The following is a 20,845-nucleotide window of genomic DNA, read 5'->3' on the forward strand; positions in this document are numbered from 1 at the left end:
TGCGATATAAAAGTGCACTAGGATTCAAAACTCCAAAATGCACTTTTAAAAGACACGAAAGTTTAGGTTGACAACTAATTGCTTATTTGCTATAATATACCCATCAGCTGAAATAAATATTAGGAGTGCTACCTATGAGTGAGCGGGACATCTACCAAAAGGTCATATCTATATACAATGAAACTGAGTCGGTAAAGGATACTGTTGCTGAAACTGGTCTTTCCAAAGTTAAGGTACAGAGGATACTTATCACCGAAGGTCTTTGGTGCAGCAGGAGTAGTCTTGAGATAGGTGAACTTTATGTACAAGGGCTTTCGACAGAGGAAATTGCCGAAAAGCTTCATATGACAGTGAAAAATGTACAGGCGTATATTCCTTATAGCAGGGGAGTATATGGTAATTCTTCTTCAAATGATGCCGAATGGAGCAGCGAGTACAGAAAGCGTATGAAGCTGGCCGCGCAAAGAATGAAAAGAGGGAATAGTACGGAAATAAGCATCGAGAAAATACCTGAGATCAAAGCTGATTTTACAAACTTTAATATTCCCGTCAAGTGCGAGGAGAACAAAAACTGTGTTCTCCGGCTAAGACTGGAACTGGTGGATTCGGATTCAAAGCAGCCGGAACTGGACAGTGATGCTCTGAAACTTGCTAAGGCTGAAAGCTCAATAAGCAGAACAGTTCTTGTCCAGGGCAATATGACCCTTCATTCAATGCACTATATGATCCAGAAGCTGTTTGGCTGGCAGAACTCGCATCTTCACAATTTCAGCCTGCCCGATGACATATTTAAAAAGCTGACAGAGAATAAAACAAATCAGTGGGCAGAACTTGTGGGAACTCTGTTTTATCTACATGATGAAGATGTTGATGACAGTTATGCCGATGATGACTATATGCAGAATAAGAGCTTCAAGACCTGGCTGAAACATAAGTACACCGATAATGATTATCTGTCGGTATGTAACACTTATTCGGATAATAGGAGAAAGATCAGCAAGCTGGGCGAACATATAGATCTTAAGGCAGATAGTTCCCTCAGAGAAACCATATATGAGCAAGATCCAAACTATCTGCTTGAAAATCTGCGTATCAATGAATTGATGATAAGCTGCTCGGATGATGCGTTCTCAGTTCCTGAATGGAAAGCAAGAATACTCAGTTCAATGGCTGATACAGAAGAAATCGAAGAGTTGACTACGTCAAACCAAAAGCAAGCAGAAGCACTCAATGAAGCTGTACGGCAGCTTCTTACATGGAGGACGAGCTATTGCAATCTGATGGAGATAGGTTTTTGAAAATCCATCCAAGATAAAAAAACGCTTACGGAATGACTGCTGATGATGCTATTGCCGAACATAAGGCTTCTTTAAAAATACTGGAGTATAGCATCAAATGATCTTTTTAAACTTAGACCAAAACTTATCCCTAACGTTAGCGAATTATATTATCATTATGATTACGGTGACGATTGGTGCGTGAAGATCACCTGCGAAGAAATCTATGACAGAATAAACTTCTTGAATTATCAAGCAAAGGACGGCTGGTCAAGAGTTGATGTATTTACATACGATGATGCACGCAAAAACTACAAATACAAAGACAGCAAACACTCTGAGGTGTGTGAAGAACTGAGACAGACGCTTGTTAAGATAGACATCGGAAACAAGCCTGTTTGTATTGGAACTGATGGCCTTAACGTTTGTGACGATGTGGGTGGAATTTACGGTTTTATCGAATTTCTGAAAGAAATCGATGACCACTCAAATCCGAAACGTGAAGAAACGCTGAACTGGGCGAGATTTCTTGGCTGGACAGGAAGAAAGAGCAAACCTGAGAATATGCTCTAAAGAATATATGGTGAACTCTTGCAGCAATAGCAACTTTATAGCTTTTTCCTGAAGTAAAATTCTTGGGAGATATAAAAAATGTGTCAGTGATATTCTGTGTCTGTACGGAATTGCTGTATATCTGGCAGGGAAGTGGAGAGTTCAGGCACAGAATATCACTGGAACGGTTTACACTTCTCCTAAAAATCTCACACCCGGTAAGACCTACAAGGTAGCGATCGCTGCAAGAGTTAACGGAAAATGGGATACTGCTAATGCTATAAAGAATGCTGTTACCGTTACAATAAAGTAACACAAGAATAAGATCCGACACATATTTTGATGTGTTTATATTGAAAGAGCAGTCGACTAACGCCCAAAAATCCGGTAGAATAAAATAATGACGCCGAAAAGTTCCAAAGAAGAATCCCTACAGCTATCAGGTGAACTCAGTCTGAAAAAAGCTGCTCATCAAACAGTGATCCATATCGACTGCTGTTGTTAGATCTTGCCGCGGAAAATTTTTTTGAAAAAGTGAAACTTTTTCCGATGCAGATGTGTATTATGAGTGTAAAGGTCCTGAAAAGACCCTATGAAACGTTTCAAAAAAGGAAGATCTATAATGACAGAAGAAAAATTCCTATGGGCATATGAAGAATTCAGAAAAACGGTATATTCCGTCATATACAGTTATGTGCGGAATACCGATGATGCTTCTGAGCTTTCGCAGGATACCTTTATAAAGCTATACACATACGACGGTGACTTTTTTTCAGACGAGCACATGAAGGCATGGCTTATCAGAGTTGCCATAAACAACTGCAACAATCATTTCCGAAACCAAAAACATATTTCTGCTTCTCCCATTCCCGATGATCTTCTCTCGGATGAAGAACCTGAGTTTGATGAGATCATTTGCGAGGTCATGAAACTTCCTGAAAAGTACAGAATACCCATCCATCTGTTTTACTATGAAGAGTACAGTATAAGCGAAATAGCAAATATCCTTGAACTCCCGGAAGCTACTGTTAAGACAAGGCTGAAACGAGGCAGGGACAAACTAAAAAAAACTCTCAGAAAGGAAGATTGGCTGTGAACGAAAATCGCTATAAAAAGGCAATGGACGACGTATGTGATAAACACTTCAACTTAACACCAGCAGAAATGCTTGAAAAAGCAAAGACATCTGCTAATACAGAAAGGAATATCACAATGAAACAATCAACCAAAAGAAGTATAATACGCAAGATCATTATAACATCTGCTGCCTGCCTGGCAATAACGGGTACAGCTGTATCGGCTATCGGCATCGGTCCGTTTGGCGAGACATTCAGCCGTTTCTTCGGTGAAGATGAAACAACAGCAGAGATCATCGATCAGGGACATTACTGCAATATCGGTCAGGAACAGTCTGACGGAATATTCACAGTCACGCTTGATTCGGTAACAGGCGACAAGATATCTCCTAAAATTATTTTTGATGTCACAGTAAATGACGAGACCCTTGCTTCAAAGAACGACAGGATCCATCTTTTCGCCTATATCCTCGACGAGAACAATTATAATAATCACCTTGACGAATATGGAATGTGTGACGCATACGGAAAAAAAGACCCCGAAGTCAGCAATTTATATCACGTCTGCCTGGACGGTCCTTCAGCATTTATGGTGAACGAAGAGGAGGTCATCGCAGCAGTTAAGCAGATAAGCTTTGAAAGTGATCCGGTAAATCAGAAATTTGACTATGATGTGGATATGGAGTACAGATTCATAGTTCCGGATCATGCACTGAAGGATTCTTATTTCGATTTATACAACGGAATAACCCTCAGCAGCGGAAACGTTGACTACGATCTGATATATGCAGAGTACGGTTCATACGAATCATCATTCGGATTCAACTTTAATTTCCTTGAAACAGATCTTGCAGGCGGCGAGACAGATTATAACAACGTAATGGATAAATTCAATGTCGACTGGCAAAAATTTGCAAGGCAATTCGTCCTCACAGTTGACGGCATTGAATACTCTCCAAAGGAAATCGGCTACTCCTATTGTCTCGCTGATGATGAAACTTATGTCACAGATAGTGAAACTGTTGAAGCCGGAAAATGCAAAACATGGATGAGTTTCCCTGGCATTGACTATACACGTGCTGAAAATATCACACTTACAGCAGGCGGAGAGACATATATACTTAAATAAGGATAAATATGAAGAACGTGATAAAGGTAATGCCGCACCAACAATGTTATGTCAAGATAAATTAACGTTATATAACCATCGTTCCGGTATGCGATATACTCCGTACAGAGGATCGGCTCAAGTAACAAAATGGGGTCAGGCTTATATTTGCTGCCCTGTATTTGAAAAAAACGGCGATCCACCTCAGGAATGGACGTCAGCCATCGAAGATTTATACCACATTAGTCCATTTTTTACAGGTTGATTAGTGGAATTACCTTTTGATAGCTGACCAAAATAAGTCCGAGAAAAACTAAGTTGGTGAAATATTTCGTAAAGAATCATAAGTCATCCAAATACTGCATTTTTGCAGTATCAGGAGTAACCGCCAACCACCCCCAGCCAATGACAAAGTTAGCAAAGAATGATATAATTACTCTGAAGGCAAATCGAAACCTGAAAGGAGTAAGATATCATGGGAAGAATACGCGAGATAAAAAAGCAGGTGCGTCACAAAGAATGGGCGGCAATGGTACAGGAATGTCAGAGCAGCGGAAAGAAAGTCGAAGAATGGTGCAATGAGAACGGCATCAATATCAGTACCTACTACAAAAGGTTGAATGTGATCAGAACCGAGCTTATCGAAGAAAGCGAAAATCAGAGTATCGTTCCGGTAAGTGTTTCCGCTGCTGTTTCGGATGCGAGCAATTCGGTTATCGCGAATGCAGTGAAGAAATGCAGTTGTGAGGATAAGATAATGATGCGCAAGAACGGCATCGAGATCGAGCTGCCTCAGAATATATCCGGAGATATTGTGCTCGCATTGCTTCGGGGACTGAGCCAATGCTGAAAGAACTGTCAGCTGCCAATATCTACATCGTGTGCGGGCATACGGATATGAGAAAATCTATTGATGGCCTTGCTGCTATCGTACAGCGGAAGTTTGATCTCGACTTATTCTCGGATAGCCTGTTCCTGTTCTGCGGAAGGCGCAGGGATCGACTGAAAGCACTATTGTGGGAGGGTTTATCCGCAGGTTTTTGTTATCCGAACATTTATTAGAGATAAGGCGTGTTCCTGCTGTTTAAGATAAATTCCGAAAAAAAATGTTCGGATAACAATATTTGGGTGTATCATTATCTCAGGAGGTGATACACAATGAACGAATATCGCAAAAATGTTACTATTGTTTTAAACTTTCTGAAAGAAAGGGGGTATGCGCAATCCACAGTTAAAAATCATGAACGGTTTTACACTCTGCTGGCTGACGATCTTGCGGCTAAGGATATAACCTATTCACCAGAATACGGAAAAGCTCTGTTATCCACATTACCGGTGCCTGCATGGCTCCCTAAAAGCCGTATAGAAAATGCGGCTTGCATTTCAAAACTTGATGATGCATATATCCACGGATGCATCATCAATGCCCAGGCATCACCCAGGAAGAGTTACTCCAAGCTATCGCTTAACAGCAACTTTGAAAACCACATCACAAGATTCCTGCGTTCTCGCGAAAATGTTTTTACAGAATCGCAAATAGCAAATGTCAAACGAAGGTGCTCATTGTTCTTGAAGTGTATGCAATCCAAGGGAAGGATGGATCCATCTGAGATAACCTACGGTGACATAGATTCATACCATGAGGAGCTTGCGCACTTGAAAAGGATTTCCCGAGTTATTGAAGAGTCAACTTTGCACCAGTTCCTGCAATTCCTGGCCGAATCGGGAAAGGTTCCTTACGGTCTATATCTGAGAATATATGCATTGGAGACGGAATGTTCCGTCAACCTGGACGATTTTCCACCTGATGAACAATCCAGGCTTATAAAGAATAGCTCTGAGGGACAAGTCCGGTTGTCGCCTGAAAGGTTTTTGTCTGAGGGCCTGGAACTTATCAGACTCCATCAAGAGGCAGGCTATGTCCAGAAATATACAGAAGCATCTAAAAGGGCAATTCTTCAGCTATACCTGTTCCTTGATTACCACAATCTGTGGTATGACCCAGACATGGCAGACATTTGGCTTCATTCGGACTGCGTAAAAAAACGTCTGTTCAAAGGCTGTTCGTGGAATACAGCGCGGCACATACTGTTCATGTTTTCCGATTATGTTACATCCGGGTCAGTCCATTTCGAGAAGAAGTTGCCGAGGGGAATCAACGGCATAAATAACATTCCAGAATGGTGCTTGACACCACTGCTTGACTTTGCCGAGAGCCGCCGCAAGATGAAACTGGATGAGAACACCGTTAAAAACGATATTTACTCCATACTCAGATTTTGCCGGTTTATAATCGGTGAGGGCCTGTCATCGTATGGCGATGTTAACGGAAGTCATCTTGCTGATTTCAACCTTGCAGACCACCATGGAACCCCAGAGGGCAAAAATGCATGCAACAACCGGGTGAAGCGGTTCCTTAAGTACCTGTATCGTAAAGGTCTCAACGCAAACCCATCGCTGTATATGGCTCTTGGCTGCTCGGCGGCACCAGTGGAGACCGTTGTGGTAGTACTCACTTCCAGTGAGATCGAGGAGATCAAAACTTTTGTTGGCAATGCATATACGGATCTTGAGATCCGCGACAGTGCAGTCATAATGCTCGGACTTGAAATGGGAATGCGCAGCAGCGATATTGCAAACCTGAAGCTGGAGAACATTGATTGGGAAAACCGTTCCATTCTGTACAGGCAGAACAAGACAGATGCTGATGTATGGGTACCGATGCCAGTGGCGGTAGGCAATGCCATCTTCAGATACCTGAAGATGGCACGTCCAAGAATGGCGGTATGCAGAAATGTATTCGTTGATTTCAAGGCTCCGTTTAGCGGCATGAGCCGAAACATATGCTACAGTGCGTTAAAGCGAGCTTTGCCTGACCGCGATGTAAGGGGATCAGGTTTTCACGTCACCCGAAAAACATTTTCGACAAACAGGCTTAGAAACGGAGTTCGTCCCGAAAGCATAGCAGATGTAATCGGGCACAGGGACACGGAAAGCCTGAAGCATTACCTTTCCCTTGACGATGAACGCATGGCGGCATGTCCGCTCTCCCTTGCGGATCTTCGCCTTGAAATGGAAGGGAGCGATGCGTTATGATGAATATCGCTTTCAAGAGCGTCCTGGCCCCATACATACAAGGGTTACTGGATCAAAAAAGGTCACTTGGCTTCAAGTATGACAACGAGGCATATATACTCGCACGCTTTGACAAGTATTGGCTGGAGACCAATGGGGATTCGGATGACGTGACAATGGAATCTCTTGAAGGATGGACGCGACTGCTTCCGACAGAGGGAAAGTCATCCCAGGCTGGGCGGATATCTGTGATACGGCAGCTGACTCTGTACATGAATGGCCTCGGCAAGATTTCATATGTTCCTATAGATGTTATACGTTACAGCCGCCCTGTTGTCCACGTTCTGTCACCAGAAGAGGTTGCTGATCTCTTCCGTGTGATTGACGGGTATGTTCCCAAAAAGCAATCCACGGAAGTGACAAGGATGGCGTATGGTTACAGGGTGATTTTTCGACTGATTCTTGCAACGGGTCTGCGCAGAAGCGAGGCGGTGTGCCTCCGGCTTGATGACATCAACTGGAAGAACGGTTCCATTACCATTTATAATGCAAAGGGTCATAAGGACAGGGTGGTTTTCATGTCTGGGGATCTTACGAAAGTCATGAGAAAATACACCAGTGACAATCTACGCCTAATGGACACTGAGTGGGTTTTTCCCGTCCTTTGATCCCGCCAGGCATTTTTCCGGTGGTGCACTTTCCATACGCTTTAGGCAATTTTGGAAAGAAACCGTATATGCGCCGAGTTGCGCAAAGCCCCCGACAATCCACTCACTGCGTCACACTTATGTTGTTATGCGCATGAATGCATGGATATCCGAGGGAATCGACCTGAATGTCATGCTGCCTTACCTCAGCAGAGCGTTGGGACACAAATCGTCCAATGAGACCTTCTATTATTACCACCAGGTCAAAGAGACGTTCCGTATTATACGGGAAAAAGACAGCCTCGCGTATGAGATTTTTTCCGGAGGTGAGGGTCAGATGAATAATACGGTTAAAAAGAAGCTCTTCTTTTCCATGACGTTGGACTTCCTTGAAACCTATATACCCCAGGACAGTCCAAGCCTGAAAACGGTAAAAACATATAGGGACGGACTTAGCATTTTCAGGAGGTATGTCTCGGACGAAAAAGGGATATCCATGAAACGATTCCTTTTTGAGGATTGCACTTTTGACTTTCTCCTTGACTACCGGAACTGGTTGCTCGACTACAAGAAACACACCAGAAGCACAGTCAACAACAGGCTTGCGGCAATAAAGTCATATGTCCGGTACGCTTCATCACGCGATGTTTCTCTCCAGCAGGTATATTTGAGCATTACCGATGTTCCATTTTTGCGCGTGGAAAAGAAGATGCGACCCATAATCGAGGAACGTTCAACGCTCAAAGCTTTTTTAGATGCTCCGCCCAATACAAGGACGGGATGCAGGGACACGATGATGCTTTCCGTTCTGTTTGACACGATGATACGCGCGGACGAACTCATAAATATCCGGTTGAAAGATGTTAATCTGAAGGTTGCTGCACCCTATATTCTAATTAAGGGTAAGGGCAACAAGGAACGAACAGTCCCTATTTCTGAAAATGTAGTGTCTCTCATTGAAGCGTACATGGCAGAATACCATGATGGGGAGTCAGCTGGGTCTTCCGTCCCATTTATCTACACAGTGTCCCATGGTGAGATACATTCTATGTCGGAAAGGAATGTGGAGCGCATAGTGAAAAAATATGCGGACATTGTCCGAAAGGATCATCCAGACCTGCCCAATCCAGTTTATCCACATATGCTTCGAAGAACACGGGGAACATACCTTTATCGTGATGGAGTGGCAATAGAGACGATTGCTGTGGCAATGGGGCATTCGAGCATCCAGACCACGAAGGACCATTACGCATTTCCATCTTTGGAACAAAAACGCAAGGCCATGGAAATAGGGAACCCTGTAATATCTTCTGGCAATGAGGTACCAGAATGGCCCGATGACGAGGATGAATTTGCACGGCTTTGCGGCTTGAGGTAAATTTTTATCCGCATATTTTTTTGAAGGAACAAGGCTTGATCATCAGCATCAAGCCTTGTTCCATAAAAATGTTCGGATAACAAAAACCTGCGGATAAGCCCTCTTATCCGAATATTCGGATAAGAAGGCGACGGTTTTCTGCTGTTCTACAAACGGCTTGAAAATGGTCGTTTCAACTGGCCACGCAATGAGCAGGAAGTAAGGGATATTACGAGAGAGCAATTCATATGGCTGATGCAGGGGCTGTCTATCGACCAGCCGAAAGCAATAAAAAAGATCAGCGGTGGTGTGGATATATGCTGAATATCCAACACTAAATCTGCACATAAATGTTGACAATATTTCTCTGCCCGGAAAGCAGTGAAAAGCGTTCTTTTTCTTGAAAAATCGGGCGGTTTGTGGTATAATTAAAGTATCGGGAACCACTGAAAAAAACAAGAAAAGGAGCGCTTTTTATGACATACGAAGAACTGAAAAAAGCATATGAAGAAGCCGCAAAAAAGTGTTCCGAACTTGAATCGAAAAAAGCTGAACTGGAAAAAGAAAACAGTGAATTAAAAAAATCAAATGAAGACAAAGACCTCCGAATAGAACATCTTACCGAGCTTGTTCTTAAACGCAATAAAATGCTGTTTGGTCAGAAAAGCGAAAAGGGTAAATATCTATGTGATGGTCAGCTTTCATTTGAAGGATTTTTCAATGAAGCCGAAGAACAGTCAAATTTAGCTTTGTCGGAACCTAACGAAGAAAAGATAACGAGAAAGTCTGCAAAGACCGGAAAGCACCGCGGCAGAAATGAGATAAGAACAGACCTTGAAACCAAAAAGGTCGTTTTTGATCTGCCCGAGAATCAGCTTATCTGCGGTGTGTGCGGTGATGCTCTTACAGAATATACCGAAGAATATCTGACAACAAGGCTTGCGGTCATTCCCGAAAAGATCTACAAGATAGAATACTACCGCAAGGTCTATAAGTGCAGAAACTGCGATAAGAATGGGATCAGGTCCAACATAATCAAAGCGGAGAACAAGACTCCTGCCGCTGTCATCGAAAAGGGGCTGCCCGATCCGTCGCTGGTCGCGGATATAATGCAGAGAAAGTATCAGCTCGGAGAACCTCTGTATCGACAGGAGCAATACTGGAAGCTGAGGGGCATTTATCTGAACCGCACTTCACTTGCAAACTGGGTCATAAAGGGTGCAAAATGGTTTGAACCGGTCATCGGAATGCTGCGTATGTATTCATTCCTCGAACCGGTTTTGAATGCCGATGAGACTCCAACAAGGGTATTGAAGATAGACGGCAAGCCATCTAAGAAAAAATGCCAGATGTGGGTTATCTGCACAGGGGCAAGTGCATCAAAGAAGATCGCTTTGTACTATTACCGTGACAGCCGCAGCAAGATAACTGCCGAGAAGCTGCTTGAAGGATACACGGGTGTTGTGCAAACGGACGGAATGAAGTCCTATGGCAGCGGAGATTATGAGAGTGCCGGCTGCTGGGCTCATTGCCGGAGATACTTCTTCGACTGCATAACAGATGGAGATACCACCTGTCCATCAGCGCAGATAGTTGCACTGATCAGCAAGGCAGCAGACTATGAACAAGCGGCTAAGGAGGCAGAATACACAAGGGAGCAGATACTTGAAATGCGGCAGGAAAAAGTAAAGCCTCTGCTCGACAAGGCATATGAGATAATAAATACTCTGCGCCCTAGTCAAGGTTCAAACCTGGCTAAGGCAGTTACCTATGCCCAAAATCAGAAAAAAGAAGCTGTACCTGTTCCTTGACAATCCCGATGTAGAAATGACAAATAATCTAGCCGAAAGAACGGTGAAGCCTTATGTCATCAACCGAAAGAATTTCCTTTTTAGCGACACGGAAAAAGGAGCCGCTGCAAGCGCAGCAGTTATGAGCATCATCGAAACAGCAAAAAGAAATGAGCTTGATGTCTATGGGTATCTGCTCTATCTGCTGACCGTCCTGCCCAAGTGGGGTGCGGATCCAACTGAAACACAGCTTAAATCGGTAATGCCTTGGAGCATGGCACTTCCACCATACTGTAAGCAAACTTACAGTGAGGTAAAGTAATTGGCTGTAAAGTAGAGTTACAGCCGTTGGTAGAGAAGTATAGTAACCGGTAGTAAAGTACAAGTAGATGGCTCTAATAATCAAAGCCGAGGTTTCATTGGAAGCCTCGGCTTTTCTCTTTAGGGGCTGGGTTTGGTTGGCGCTTACTATCAGGATGGCTTTATTATTTGTGAAAAGTAAGCATCAAACCGGCTCTTTCCAATGTTATTGGAATTACTCTTTTTGAACTGAAAACGGCATAAATACCAGCAGAACATAACACCCCCGAGCCCTCGGTCAAGTATTTCTCCGCATCAAGACCATTAGCTTGCGCAGTTGAAATTATCGAATACAGCGCCGCACTCGCTTTTTGCTCCGTTGGCTGTGTTGCTGAATAGCCAGTTGCGTCTGTTATGTTTTTTAGAACATAACGTCTGCCGACAGCAAACGGTCTTATCGCATTCTCAGCCCTGTTGTTATCAATAGGAACATCACCGTTTTCAAGAAACGTGTAAAGATATTTCCGTTCATTCAACGCATGTCATATTTGGTTCGGACATAAAGCACCCCTCCGTTCGTGATGATACTTTAATGATACCACGAAAATGCTGATAGTTCATAAGACTACAAACACAAACCATAGAATAAACAGTCATATTCTATTTAACTCATTTGTAAATTTATGCAGAATCATGATAATATCACATACAATTTTCTTATATAATAGTTTTAGAGCAAAGCCAATGATTGTATATCAATGATAAGCTTTTAGCTTGAAAACAAAAAGAAAAGGTGATAACATGAAAATCGTATTACATTATCCCACTTCGGCTGAGGGTATCAGGCAGCTTCAAACGACTGTTGCTGAGTGCCACGCTAAGATTATCACGGCTCACATTGATGCACTGCCTGTTTCAAAAGAAAAGAAGAAACAACTGCTTGATATGGTGATAGAAAATATCGCATCGCAGAAAAACGATTGACCGCAAAGACCTCTCCTGACATTCAGAGAGGTCTTTAAATCTGGCACTTGACAATTGCTAATAATAATGATATAATATCCATAATGATATATAACAATTGCAAATATAACGAAAGGAAGAATAATATGCCTGATAACAGAAAATACGCAATTTACAGCCGCAAATCCAAATTCACCGGTAAAGGTGAGAGCATTGAAAACCAGATTGAGATATGCAGACGGGCGTTGAAAAGCAAATATGATGTAGTTGATGAGGACATTGTGGAGTTCGAGGATGAGGGCTTTTCGGGTGGCAACACCAAGCGCCCGAAATTTCAGGAGATGATGGAGCGCTGCCGCAATGGTGAGTTTCAGTTGGTTATTTGCTACCGTCTTGACAGGATAAGCCGCAACACATCGGACTTTGTGAACACCTATGAGGAGCTGAAAGAACACAGCGTTAGTTTTCGTTCGGTCAGCGACAACATTGATGATACCTCGCCTATGGGCAGGGCTATGATGATGATAAGCTCGGTTTTTGCACAGCTGGAGCGTGACATTATTGCAGAGAGAATAACCGACAATATGCATGAGCTTGCAAAGTCGGGACGGTGGTTGGGCGGCAATCCGCCAACGGGTTACAGGAGTGCCGAGACCGTAGGCAGTAAGACGGTTGATGGCAAGATACATAAGGCGAGAATGCTGGAGAAAAATCCCGAAGAGGCAGAGCTTGTCAGGCTGGTGTTCACTAAGTTTGTTGAACTGCGTTCTATTACTAAGGTGGAGACCTATCTGCTCAATAATGATTTCAAGTCGAAAAAGGGCAACACGCTTTCGAGGTTTGCCATTAAGACCATTCTGCAAAACCCTGTATATGCCATTGCTGACGAGGATACATGGGTATATTTGAACGAAAAAAGATATGCAGTTGTACGGTTCACACGATGACTTTGACGGCATTCACGGTATTATGGCGTACAACAAGACCATACAGAAAAAGGGAAGGTCAATGAAGCAGAAAGCTCCAAGCGAGTGGATAGTGGGCTGTTGGCAAGCACGAGGGAATTATCGAGGGCAAGCGCTGGGTAGAGGTACAGCATCTGCTTGAAAAGAACAGGGACAAGGCATACCGAAGGCCCAAGAGCAATACCGCACTTCTGTCGGGACTGCTGTTTTTGTGCGTGCTGTGGAAGCTTTATGCGCCCAAAGCTTTCATCAAGGGTCAACAAGCAGGGCGAGAAGGTATATGATTACCTTTGCGAGCTCAAAGAAAGAAGTCACGGTCTCAAGTGTGATAATAAGCGAATTAACGGCAACGAGCTTGACCGTCAGATATGCGATGAGATAAAGCACCTGGGCGAGGACGATTCGGAGCTGATGAAGCTGCTAAGAAATTCACAGAAGAGTTTGAATGAGACATTCGCTGATTCGCAGGCAGAAATCGACAGGCTGACTGAAAAAGAAAAAGCAGTATGAATCCGAGCGCACAAATCTTGTTAAGGCTTTGGACTTTGGCAGGCGATACTATGGCTGCTGATGACATCATCTCGCAAATAAAACGATCTGCACACTAAGACTTCCGAGCTTGAAAGGCAGATATCCGAGCACCGCAGGCTTATGGAAAAACAGCGACATCACCGACGAGCAGTATCAAAGCCTTGCGGATATGCTGTCGTCATTCGCTAAAAACTATTGACACATTAGATGTTATGAAAAAGCGTGATGTTATACGCTGCTTCGTGCGTCGTGTTGAGTGGGACGGCGAGAATATCCACCTGTATCTTATGGGCGCAGAAAAGCGGGGGGTGCTGATGTGCCGCATTCAGAGCCGGAGTGCGAGTGTAGCAAACGAGATACTCATGCATTTCCGCTCCCTGAAAAAGACGGCTAACGATGTTTCTATGGAAGAGCCGACAGGTTCAGACAAAGACGGTAACAGTCTTTCACTTATGGATATACTGACCGACAGCGAGGACGTTGCGGAGCGTATAGAACTTCTTGTCCGTGCGGAACAGATGTATATCGATCTTGATAAGTGCCTTGATGATCGTGAGAAGGAGATAATTGTTATGAGGTACGGGCTTTTCGGCAAACCTGCCCTCACTCAGCGTGAGGCGGCTAAAAAGCTGGGGATATCCAGGTCGTATGTATCGCGGATAGAAAAAAAGGGCTTTTGGAGAAGCTGAGGCATGAACTGGAATAAAGTATGACATCCTGAAAAACAGTTCAGCTTATAGTTACGTCTTTTTTGCTGTCGTTATAATTGTTGCAGTATTGTCGATTTAATCAAAGTTCCACTCATATGAACTCATACGTGTCATGTTGTAAATTTGAAAATAGAAATCTGGTTATCCCGCTGACACACCAAATTAATTGGTGTAATATCGGAACTTGAAATACTAGGCGGTTATCCTTCCCACCGCCTACGACGGAGGGAAGGATAACATCAACACGATGATTCATTGTTTTTATAGCACTTTGCGGTAAGCGTATAACCCTCCGCACCTACCTCACCAAAGTCTAATGAAGTATAATAAACTCCAAACAACACCATGAAGTAAATTGAATAATCCAAAATTGATCCATGGAGTTCATTGGAGACGATTAGACAAGGAGGTAACAGGTATGGACAAAACAACATCCATCACAACAATCAAAAAAGAAATGCAGCTTCAGGAATGGTCTGCGCAGATCAAAAGCACAGCAGGCAAGCGGTCTGACGATCCGGGAATGGTGCAAAGAAAAATGGGATCAAGCCAAACACGTATTACAAACCGCCTAAGAAAAGTGCGTGAAAAGTATATCGAAAATTTTCCGACCATCGTTCCTGTATCAGTTCCTTGCTCAAACGAAAATATCCACATTGAGAAAAACGGACTTCAAATATCTCTTCCGGCAGATATATCTGCGGGACACTCTGACCGCTTTGGTGCATGAGCTATGCTGAATGATCTGGCAGCGGACGCACAGGTCTATCTTGTTACGGGATACACCGACCTTCGACGCGGGATAGACGGACTTGCGACTATCGTTCAGGCTCAGCTTCGACTTGACCCGTTCTCGAAAGCATTGTTTTTTGTTCTGCGGCAGGACGTTGTGACCGCATCAAAGGTCTGCTGTGGGAGGGCTTATCCGCAGGTTTTTGTTATCCGAACATTTTTATGGAACAAGGCTTGATGCTGATGATCAAGCCTTGTTCCTTCAAAAAAATATGCGGATAAAAATTTACCTCAAGCCGCAAAGGCCGTGCAAATTCATCCTCGTCATCGGGCCATTCTGGTACCTCATTGCCAGAAGATATTACAGGGTTCCCTATTTCCATGGCCTTGCGTTTTTGTTCCAAAGATGGAAATGCGTAATGGTCCTTCGTGGTCTGGATGCTCGAATGCCCCATTGCCACAGCAATCGTCTCTATTTGCCACTCCATCACGATAAAGGTATGTTCCCCGTGTTCTTCGAAGCATATGTGGATAAACTGGATTGGGCAGGTCTGGATGATCCTTTCGGACAATGTCCGCATATTTTTTCACTATGCGCTCCACATTCCTTTCCGACATAGAATGTATCTCACCATGGGACACTGTGTAGATAAATGGGACGGAAAGACCCAGCTGACTCCCCATCATGGTATTCTGCCATGTACGCTTCAATGAGAGACACTACATTTTCAGAAATAGGGACTGTTCGTTCCTTGTTGCCCTTACCCTTAATTAGAATATAGGGTGCAGCAACCTTCAGATTAACAATCTTTCAACCGGATATTTATGAGTTCGTCCGCGCGTATCATCGTGTCAAACAGAACGGAAAAGCATCATCGTGTCCCTGCATCCCGTCCTTGTATTGGGCGGGAGCATCTAAAAAAGCTTTGAGCGTTGAACGTTCCTCGATTATGGGTCGCATCTTCTTTTCCACGCGCCAAAAATGGGAACATCGGTAATGCTCAAATATTACCTGCTGGAGAGAAACATCGCGTGATGAAGCGTACCGGACATATGACTTTATTGCCGCAAGCCTGTTGTTGACTGTGCTTCTGGTGTGTTTCTTGTAGTCGAGCAACCAGTTCCGGTAGTCAAGGAGAAAGTCAAAAGTGCAATCCTCAAAAAGGGAATCGTTTCATGGATATCCCTTTTTCGTCCGAGACATACCTCCTGAAAATGCTAAGTCCGTCCCTATATGTTTTTACCGTTTTCAGGCTTGGACTGTCCTGGGGTATATAGGTTTCAAGGAAGTCCAAACGTCATGGAAAAGAAGAGCTTCTTTTAACCGTATTATTCATCTGACCCTCACCTCCGAAAAAATCTCATAACGCGAGGCTGTCTTTTTCCCGTATAATACGGAACGTCTCTTTGACCTGGTGGTAATAATAGAAGGTCTCATTGGACGATTTGTGTTCCCAACGCTCTGCCTGAGGTAAGGCAGCATGACATTCAGGTCGATTCCCTCGGATATCCATGCATTCATGCGCATAACAACATAAGTGTGACGCAGTGAGTGGATTGTCGGGGGCTTTGCGCAACTCGGCGCATATACGGTTTCCTTTCCAAAATTGCCTAAAGCGTATGGAAAGTGCCACCACCGGAAAAATGCCTGGCGGGATCAAAGGACGGGAAAACCCACTCAGTGTCCATTAGGCGTAGATTGTCACTGGTGTATTTTCTCATGACTTTCGTAAGATCCCAGACATGAAAAACCACCCTGTCCTTATGACCCTTTGCATTATAAATGGTAATGGAAACCGTTTCTTTCCAGGTTGATGTCATCAAGCCGGAGCACACCGCCTCCGCTTCTGCGCAGACCCGTTGCAAGAAATCAGTCGAAAAAAATCACCCTGTAACCATTACCGCCCATCCTTGTCACTTTCCGTGGATTGCTTTTTGGGAACATTACCCCGTTCAATCACACGGAAGAGATCAGCAACCTCTTCTGGTGACAGAACGTGGACAAACAGGGCGGCTGTAAACGTATAACAATCTATAGGAACATATTGAAATCTTGCCGAGGCCATTCATGTACAGAGTCAGCTGCCGTATCCACAGATATCCGCCCAGCCTGGGATGACTTTCCCTCTGTCGGAAGCAGTCGCGTCCATCCTTCAAGAGATTCCATTGTCACGTCATCCGAATCCCCATTGGTTCTCCAGCCAATACTTGTCAAAGCGTGCGAGTATATATGCCTCGTTGTCATACTTGAAGCCAAGTGACCTTTTTTGATCCAGTAAACCCTTGTATGTATGGGCCAGGACGCTCTTGAAAGCGATATTCATCATAACGCATCGCTCCCTTCCATTTCAAGGCGAAGATCCGCAAGGAGAGCGGACATGCCGCCATGCGTCATCGTCAAGGGAAAGGTAATGCTTCAGGCTTTCCGTGTCCCTGCTGGCCCGATTACATCTGCTATGCTTTCGGGGACGAAACTCCGTTTTCTAAGCCCTGTTTGTCGAAAATGTTTTTCGGGTGACGTGAAAACCTGATCCCTTACATCGCGGTCAGGCAAAGCTCGCTTTAACGCACTGTAGCATATGTTTCGGCTCATGCCGCTAAACGGAGCCTTGAAATCAACGAATACATTTCTGCATACCGCATTCTTGGACGTGCCATCTTCAGGTATCTGCAAGATGGCATTGCCTTACCGCCACTGGCATCGGCTACCCATACATCAGCATCTGTCTTGTTCTGGCCTGTACAGAATGAACGGTTTTCCCCAATCAATGTTCTCCCAGCTTCAGGTTTTGCAATATCGCTGCTTGCGCATTCCCATTTCAAGTCCGAGCATTATGGACTGCACTGTCGCGGATCTCAAGATCCGTATATGCATTGCCAAACAAAAGTTTTGATCTCCTCGATCTCACTGGAAGTGAGCTACTACCACAACGGTCTCCCACTGGTGCCGCCGAGCAGCCCAAGAGCCATATACAGCGATGGGTTTGCGTTGAGGACCTTTTACGATACAGGTACTTAAGGAACCGCTTCACCCGGTTGTTGCATGCATTTTTTGCCCTCTGGGGTTCCATGGTGGTCTTGCAAGGTTTGAAATCAGCAAGATGACTTCGTTAACAACTCGCCATACGATGACAGGCCCTCACCGATTATAAACCGGCAAAATCTGAGTATGGGAGTAAATATCGTTTTTAACGGTGTTCTCATCCAGTTTCATCTTGCGGCGGCTCCTCGGCAAAGTCCAAGCAGTGGTGTCAAGCCACCATTCTGGAATGTTATTTATGCCGTTGATTCCCCTCGGCAACTTCTTCTCGAAATGGACTGACCCGGATGTAACATAATCGGAAAACATGAACAGTATGTGCCGCGCTGTATTCCACGAACAGCCTTTGAACAGACGTTTTTTTACGCAGTCCGAATGAAGCCAAATGTCTGCCATGTCTGGGTCATACCACAGATTGTGGTAATCAAGGAACAGGTATAGCTGAAGAATTGCCCTTTTAGATGCTTCTGTATATTTCTGGACATAGCCTGCCTCTTGATGGAGTCTGATAAGTTCCAGGCCCTCAGACAAAAACCTTTCAGGCGACAACCGGACTTGTCCCTCAGAGCTATTCTTTATAAGCCTGGATTGTTCATCAGGTGGAAAATCGTCCAGGTTGACGGAACATTCCGTCTCCAATGCATATATTCTCAGATATAGACCGTAAGGAACCTTTCCCGATTCGGCCAGGAATTGCAGGAACTGGTGCAAAGTTGACTCTTCAATAACTCGGGAAATCCTTTTCAAGTGCGCAAGCTCCTCATGGTATGAATCTATGTCACCGTAGGTTATCTCAGATGGATCCATCCTTCCCTTGGATTGCATACACTTCAAGAACAATGAGCACCTTCGTTTGACATTTGCTATTTGCGATTCTGTAAAAACATTTTCGCGAGAACGCAGGAATCTTGTGATGTGGTTTTCAAAGTTGCTGTTAAGCGATAGCTTGGAGTAACTCTTCCTGGGTGATGCCTGGGCATTGATGATGCATCCGTGGATATATGCATCATCAAGTTTTGAAATGCAAGCCGCATTTTCTATACGGCTTTTAGGGAGCCATGCAGGCACCGGTAATGTGGATAACAGAGCTTTTCCGTATTCTGGTGAATAGGTTATATCCTTAGCCGCAAGATCGTCAGCCAGCAGAGTGTAAAACCGTTCATGATTTTTAACTGTGGATTGCGCATACCCCCTTTCTTTCAGAAAGTTTAAAACAATAGTAACATTTTTGCGATATTCGTTCATTGTGTATCACCTCCTGAGATAATGATACACCCAAATATTGTTATCCGAACATTTTTTTTCCGAATTTATCTTAAACAGCAGGAACACGCCTTATCTCTAATAAATGTTCGGATAACAAAAACCTGCGGATAAGCCTTCTTATCCGAATATTCGGATAAGAGGGCGATGGTTTTCTGCTGCTGTACAAGCGCCTTGACAACGGAAGATTTCAGTGGCCACGCAGTGAAACAGAAGCTGTAATGCTCACATCTCAGCAAATTCGCTGGCTTTTAGAAGGTTTGAAGATCGAACAGCCGAAAGCTATCCGTGAAGGAAAACCGGCGCGCTGTATTAAGGCAATACTTACCGAATATTCAGAATATGTGCTTGAAAAGCCCCTCTTTTCGTGGTATTATGGATGTATCATCACGAACGGAGGGTTGCTTTATGTCCGAACAAAATATGACATCGGAAATAGTATCACTCCGTAATGAAAATGCTGTCCTCAAAGAAGAACTAGCACTTGCCAACCAGCAGCTTGATTGGTTCAGAAAGCAGATATTCGGAAGAAAAACAGAGCAAACATCTGTTGTTATGGAAAAGGAATTCGGTGTTCAGCTTTCCATGTTTGGTTCTCGATGATTTTAAATAATCTTTCGACTTATATTTCATTGTTTTCGATTTTTTCTAACAGAGCAAGGTCTACCTTTCCACAAGTGTATTCTATCTGTTCCATAGTCTTAAAATTCCATTGCTCATAGCTTTCGTCCGAATAAGAAAGCTCATGCATTCTTTCTATATATTTATGCTGCCAGTAATACAGACTATAAAGTACAACGCCACTAGTGTGATTTGTTCGGTTTAGTATCTGCTCTTTAAAGTTGTACAGAAACGTACAATTATTACTATACTGTTTTAATTTTTCATCATCATATTCAATTTCTTCAGGCACAAAACCGAATAAACATTTTAATTCATTAATATTGTCAATGATAAGAATCATACTATCACTTTGTGCATGTATAAGAGTTACTTTCATCTACAAATTATACCACATCAGCTAAAAAAAAAGCAACCGCCGAATCACACTCTCAATGATGCAAAGAATAACCACACCTTTTTTGAAATGACATTAAAGAAAACGTCTAAAGCTCTTGAAAACTATTTTAGAATGTTGAATAGTATTAGACAGATTTTATTTTTTATCTGTAATCAACGCCTGATTTGAAGTCGAATTTACTGGACTTCAAATCAGGCGTTGATTATACATTTTTCTAGTCTTAAAATTCCATTGATCAAATTGAAAGTGAATTCACTATATAGAGTTTGTACAGGCTCGCTACAATGAAAATAAAGGGGCTGTTGCAGCCCCAACAAAGAAAAAGACGCCTGACACACCAAAAAGGTAGTGCCAGGCGTCTCATTTTGTGGTATAATGTAATTGCAAATATAACATCAAACCAACGAAAGGATTGTACCACAAAAATGAAGAAATTGT

The 20,845-nt window shown here is 43.5% G+C and carries 23 protein-coding genes and 5 pseudogenes; 23 read left to right on the plus strand and 5 right to left on the minus strand.

Going from position 1 to position 20,845, the window contains the following annotated elements:
- Positions 1-134: 134 nt before the first annotated feature.
- The 13 genes and pseudogenes from N773_RS0117035 (at position 135) to N773_RS0117085 (ending at position 11,204) form a co-directional block, all read left to right on the plus strand.
- Complete coding sequence (locus N773_RS0117035) at positions 135-1,298, plus strand: IS1096 element passenger TnpR family protein (RefSeq protein ID WP_024858905.1); 1,164 nt, start codon at positions 135-137, stop codon at positions 1,296-1,298.
- 222 nt (positions 1,299-1,520) lie between these two features.
- Complete coding sequence (locus N773_RS0117040) at positions 1,521-1,850, plus strand: IS1096 element passenger TnpR family protein (RefSeq protein ID WP_196231655.1); 330 nt, start codon at positions 1,521-1,523, stop codon at positions 1,848-1,850.
- A 103-nt stretch (positions 1,851-1,953) separates the two neighbouring features.
- Positions 1,954-2,142, plus strand: a pseudogene (locus N773_RS23525) (BspA family leucine-rich repeat surface protein); the annotation flags it as partial.
- A gap of 309 nt (positions 2,143-2,451) precedes the next feature.
- Positions 2,452-2,925 (plus strand): RNA polymerase sigma factor, encoded by a 474-nt coding sequence (locus N773_RS0117045; RefSeq protein WP_024855844.1) that lies wholly within the window; start codon positions 2,452-2,454, stop codon positions 2,923-2,925.
- Positions 2,922-4,034, plus strand: coding sequence for a hypothetical protein (locus N773_RS0117050; protein WP_024855845.1), 1,113 nt, complete (start codon positions 2,922-2,924; stop codon positions 4,032-4,034). Before N773_RS0117045 ends, N773_RS0117050 begins: the two co-directional genes overlap by 4 nt.
- A 454-nt stretch (positions 4,035-4,488) precedes the next feature.
- Positions 4,489-4,863: an IS66 family insertion sequence element accessory protein TnpA gene (gene tnpA / locus N773_RS21470; RefSeq protein WP_024855846.1), complete on the plus strand. Its 375-nt coding sequence runs from the start codon at positions 4,489-4,491 to the stop codon at positions 4,861-4,863.
- Positions 4,857-5,075: an IS66 family insertion sequence element accessory protein TnpB gene (gene tnpB, locus N773_RS20520; RefSeq protein ID WP_080678369.1), complete on the plus strand. Its 219-nt coding sequence runs from the start codon at positions 4,857-4,859 to the stop codon at positions 5,073-5,075. Before tnpA ends, tnpB (N773_RS20520) begins: the two co-directional genes overlap by 7 nt.
- Positions 5,076-5,171: 96 nt before the next feature.
- Positions 5,172-7,109: a tyrosine-type recombinase/integrase gene (locus N773_RS0117065; protein WP_024855856.1), complete on the plus strand. Its 1,938-nt coding sequence runs from the start codon at positions 5,172-5,174 to the stop codon at positions 7,107-7,109.
- Entirely contained in the window at positions 7,106-7,756 is a 651-nt protein-coding gene (locus N773_RS0117070) for a tyrosine-type recombinase/integrase (protein WP_024858907.1), read from the plus strand. Before N773_RS0117065 ends, N773_RS0117070 begins: the two co-directional genes overlap by 4 nt.
- Before the next feature lie 133 nt (positions 7,757-7,889).
- Positions 7,890-9,113 (plus strand): tyrosine-type recombinase/integrase, encoded by a 1,224-nt coding sequence (locus tag N773_RS0117075; RefSeq protein WP_242840414.1) that lies wholly within the window; start codon positions 7,890-7,892, stop codon positions 9,111-9,113.
- 135 nt (positions 9,114-9,248) lie between these two features.
- Positions 9,249-9,416: pseudogene (gene tnpB / locus N773_RS23530) on the plus strand (IS66 family insertion sequence element accessory protein TnpB); the annotation flags it as partial.
- 152 nt (positions 9,417-9,568) lie between these two features.
- Positions 9,569-10,903, plus strand: a complete 1,335-nt coding sequence (gene tnpC / locus N773_RS0117080) for an IS66 family transposase (protein ID WP_024858908.1) — start codon at positions 9,569-9,571, stop codon at positions 10,901-10,903.
- Positions 10,863-11,204, plus strand: coding sequence for an IS66 family transposase (locus tag N773_RS0117085; RefSeq protein ID WP_024858909.1), 342 nt, complete (start codon positions 10,863-10,865; stop codon positions 11,202-11,204). Before tnpC ends, N773_RS0117085 begins: the two co-directional genes overlap by 41 nt.
- Positions 11,205-11,367: 163 nt before the next feature.
- Here N773_RS0117085 and N773_RS0117090 read toward each other — a convergent pair.
- Positions 11,368-11,724 (minus strand): annotated as a pseudogene (locus tag N773_RS0117090) (IS66 family transposase); the annotation flags it as partial.
- Between the two features lie 259 nt (positions 11,725-11,983).
- On the opposite strand from N773_RS0117090, the gene N773_RS0117095 reads away from it, so the two are divergent.
- The 7 genes from N773_RS0117095 (at position 11,984) to tnpB (N773_RS21985) (ending at position 15,321) form a co-directional block, all read left to right on the plus strand.
- Positions 11,984-12,166, plus strand: coding sequence for a hypothetical protein (locus N773_RS0117095; protein ID WP_024855849.1), 183 nt, complete (start codon positions 11,984-11,986; stop codon positions 12,164-12,166).
- A 125-nt stretch (positions 12,167-12,291) separates the two neighbouring features.
- Entirely contained in the window at positions 12,292-13,092 is an 801-nt protein-coding gene (locus tag N773_RS23000; RefSeq protein WP_242840415.1) for a recombinase family protein, read from the plus strand.
- Positions 13,067-13,252 carry a hypothetical protein gene (locus tag N773_RS23005; RefSeq protein WP_242840416.1) on the plus strand — a complete coding sequence of 62 codons (186 nt, stop codon included), beginning with the start codon at positions 13,067-13,069 and terminating at the stop codon, positions 13,250-13,252. Before N773_RS23000 ends, N773_RS23005 begins: the two co-directional genes overlap by 26 nt.
- 89 nt (positions 13,253-13,341) lie before the next feature.
- The gene (locus tag N773_RS23010) at positions 13,342-13,620 is read left to right on the plus strand and encodes a hypothetical protein (protein WP_242840417.1); all 279 of its coding nucleotides are present in this window, start codon (positions 13,342-13,344) and stop codon (positions 13,618-13,620) included.
- A gap of 233 nt (positions 13,621-13,853) precedes the next feature.
- On the plus strand, positions 13,854-14,330 hold the full coding sequence (locus tag N773_RS20530; RefSeq protein ID WP_024858911.1) for a sigma factor-like helix-turn-helix DNA-binding protein: 477 nt from the start codon (positions 13,854-13,856) through the stop codon (positions 14,328-14,330).
- A gap of 439 nt (positions 14,331-14,769) precedes the next feature.
- Positions 14,770-15,081: a hypothetical protein gene (locus N773_RS0117110; RefSeq protein ID WP_024858912.1), complete on the plus strand. Its 312-nt coding sequence runs from the start codon at positions 14,770-14,772 to the stop codon at positions 15,079-15,081.
- Positions 15,082-15,084: 3 nt separating this feature from the next.
- Positions 15,085-15,321: an IS66 family insertion sequence element accessory protein TnpB gene (tnpB, locus tag N773_RS21985; protein WP_043537903.1), complete on the plus strand. Its 237-nt coding sequence runs from the start codon at positions 15,085-15,087 to the stop codon at positions 15,319-15,321.
- 606 nt (positions 15,322-15,927) lie between these two features.
- On the opposite strand, the pseudogene N773_RS22685 reads toward tnpB (N773_RS21985), so the two are convergent.
- A pseudogene (locus N773_RS22685) lies at positions 15,928-16,239 on the minus strand (hypothetical protein); the annotation flags it as partial.
- Positions 16,240-16,866: 627 nt separating this feature from the next.
- Here N773_RS22685 and N773_RS22690 point away from each other — a divergent pair.
- Positions 16,867-17,103: a hypothetical protein gene (locus N773_RS22690; RefSeq protein ID WP_196231656.1), complete on the plus strand. Its 237-nt coding sequence runs from the start codon at positions 16,867-16,869 to the stop codon at positions 17,101-17,103.
- 569 nt (positions 17,104-17,672) lie between these two features.
- Here the strand turns inward: N773_RS22690 and N773_RS22695 are convergent.
- Both N773_RS22695 and N773_RS0117135 read right to left on the minus strand, forming a co-directional pair.
- Positions 17,673-17,852 (minus strand): hypothetical protein, encoded by a 180-nt coding sequence (locus N773_RS22695; RefSeq protein WP_196231657.1) that lies wholly within the window; start codon positions 17,850-17,852, stop codon positions 17,673-17,675.
- Between the two features lie 370 nt (positions 17,853-18,222).
- Entirely contained in the window at positions 18,223-19,368 is a 1,146-nt protein-coding gene (locus tag N773_RS0117135) for a hypothetical protein (RefSeq protein ID WP_024858915.1), read from the minus strand.
- A gap of 170 nt (positions 19,369-19,538) precedes the next feature.
- On the opposite strand from N773_RS0117135, the pseudogene tnpB (N773_RS23535) reads away from it, so the two are divergent.
- Together tnpB (N773_RS23535) and N773_RS0117140 are read left to right on the plus strand one after the other, a co-directional pair.
- A pseudogene (gene tnpB, locus N773_RS23535) lies at positions 19,539-19,838 on the plus strand (IS66 family insertion sequence element accessory protein TnpB); the annotation flags it as partial.
- A complete protein-coding gene (locus N773_RS0117140; protein ID WP_024855857.1) occupies positions 19,795-19,989 on the plus strand; it encodes a hypothetical protein in 195 nt (64 codons plus the stop codon). The pseudogene tnpB (N773_RS23535) and the gene N773_RS0117140, both read left to right, overlap by 44 nt.
- A gap of 19 nt (positions 19,990-20,008) precedes the next feature.
- Here N773_RS0117140 and N773_RS0117145 read toward each other — a convergent pair whose 3' ends face one another.
- Entirely contained in the window at positions 20,009-20,386 is a 378-nt protein-coding gene (locus N773_RS0117145; RefSeq protein WP_024855858.1) for a hypothetical protein, read from the minus strand.
- Between the last annotated feature and the right edge of the window lie 459 nt (positions 20,387-20,845).

It is taken from the genome of Ruminococcus albus AD2013, from assembly GCF_000526775.1.
Taxonomy (GTDB): Bacteria; Bacillota; Clostridia; order Oscillospirales; family Ruminococcaceae; genus Hominimerdicola; species Hominimerdicola alba_A.

Coding starts and splice junctions, on each gene's coding strand:
- N773_RS20530 (WP_024858911.1), top strand. CDS start 13,854: ATGAAAAAGCGTGATGTTATACGCTGCTTCGTGCGTCGTGTTGAGTGG.
- N773_RS23010 (WP_242840417.1), top strand. CDS start 13,342: ATGCGCCCAAAGCTTTCATCAAGGGTCAACAAGCAGGGCGAGAAGGTA.
- N773_RS0117135 (WP_024858915.1), bottom strand. CDS start 19,368: ATGAACGAATATCGCAAAAATGTTACTATTGTTTTAAACTTTCTGAAA.
- tnpA (WP_024855846.1), top strand. CDS start 4,489: ATGGGAAGAATACGCGAGATAAAAAAGCAGGTGCGTCACAAAGAATGG.
- tnpB (WP_080678369.1), top strand. CDS start 4,857: ATGCTGAAAGAACTGTCAGCTGCCAATATCTACATCGTGTGCGGGCAT.
- N773_RS22690 (WP_196231656.1), top strand. CDS start 16,867: ATGGTAATGGAAACCGTTTCTTTCCAGGTTGATGTCATCAAGCCGGAG.
- N773_RS0117140 (WP_024855857.1), top strand. CDS start 19,795: ATGTCCGAACAAAATATGACATCGGAAATAGTATCACTCCGTAATGAA.
- N773_RS0117095 (WP_024855849.1), top strand. CDS start 11,984: ATGAAAATCGTATTACATTATCCCACTTCGGCTGAGGGTATCAGGCAG.
- N773_RS0117085 (WP_024858909.1), top strand. CDS start 10,863: ATGCCCAAAATCAGAAAAAAGAAGCTGTACCTGTTCCTTGACAATCCC.
- N773_RS0117070 (WP_024858907.1), top strand. CDS start 7,106: ATGATGAATATCGCTTTCAAGAGCGTCCTGGCCCCATACATACAAGGG.
- N773_RS0117145 (WP_024855858.1), bottom strand. CDS start 20,386: ATGAAAGTAACTCTTATACATGCACAAAGTGATAGTATGATTCTTATC.
- N773_RS23005 (WP_242840416.1), top strand. CDS start 13,067: ATGCAGTTGTACGGTTCACACGATGACTTTGACGGCATTCACGGTATT.
- N773_RS23000 (WP_242840415.1), top strand. CDS start 12,292: ATGCCTGATAACAGAAAATACGCAATTTACAGCCGCAAATCCAAATTC.
- N773_RS0117110 (WP_024858912.1), top strand. CDS start 14,770: ATGGACAAAACAACATCCATCACAACAATCAAAAAAGAAATGCAGCTT.
- tnpB (WP_043537903.1), top strand. CDS start 15,085: ATGCTGAATGATCTGGCAGCGGACGCACAGGTCTATCTTGTTACGGGA.
- N773_RS0117065 (WP_024855856.1), top strand. CDS start 5,172: ATGAACGAATATCGCAAAAATGTTACTATTGTTTTAAACTTTCTGAAA.
- N773_RS0117035 (WP_024858905.1), top strand. CDS start 135: ATGAGTGAGCGGGACATCTACCAAAAGGTCATATCTATATACAATGAA.
- tnpC (WP_024858908.1), top strand. CDS start 9,569: ATGACATACGAAGAACTGAAAAAAGCATATGAAGAAGCCGCAAAAAAG.
- N773_RS0117075 (WP_242840414.1), top strand. CDS start 7,890: ATGAATGCATGGATATCCGAGGGAATCGACCTGAATGTCATGCTGCCT.
- N773_RS0117045 (WP_024855844.1), top strand. CDS start 2,452: ATGACAGAAGAAAAATTCCTATGGGCATATGAAGAATTCAGAAAAACG.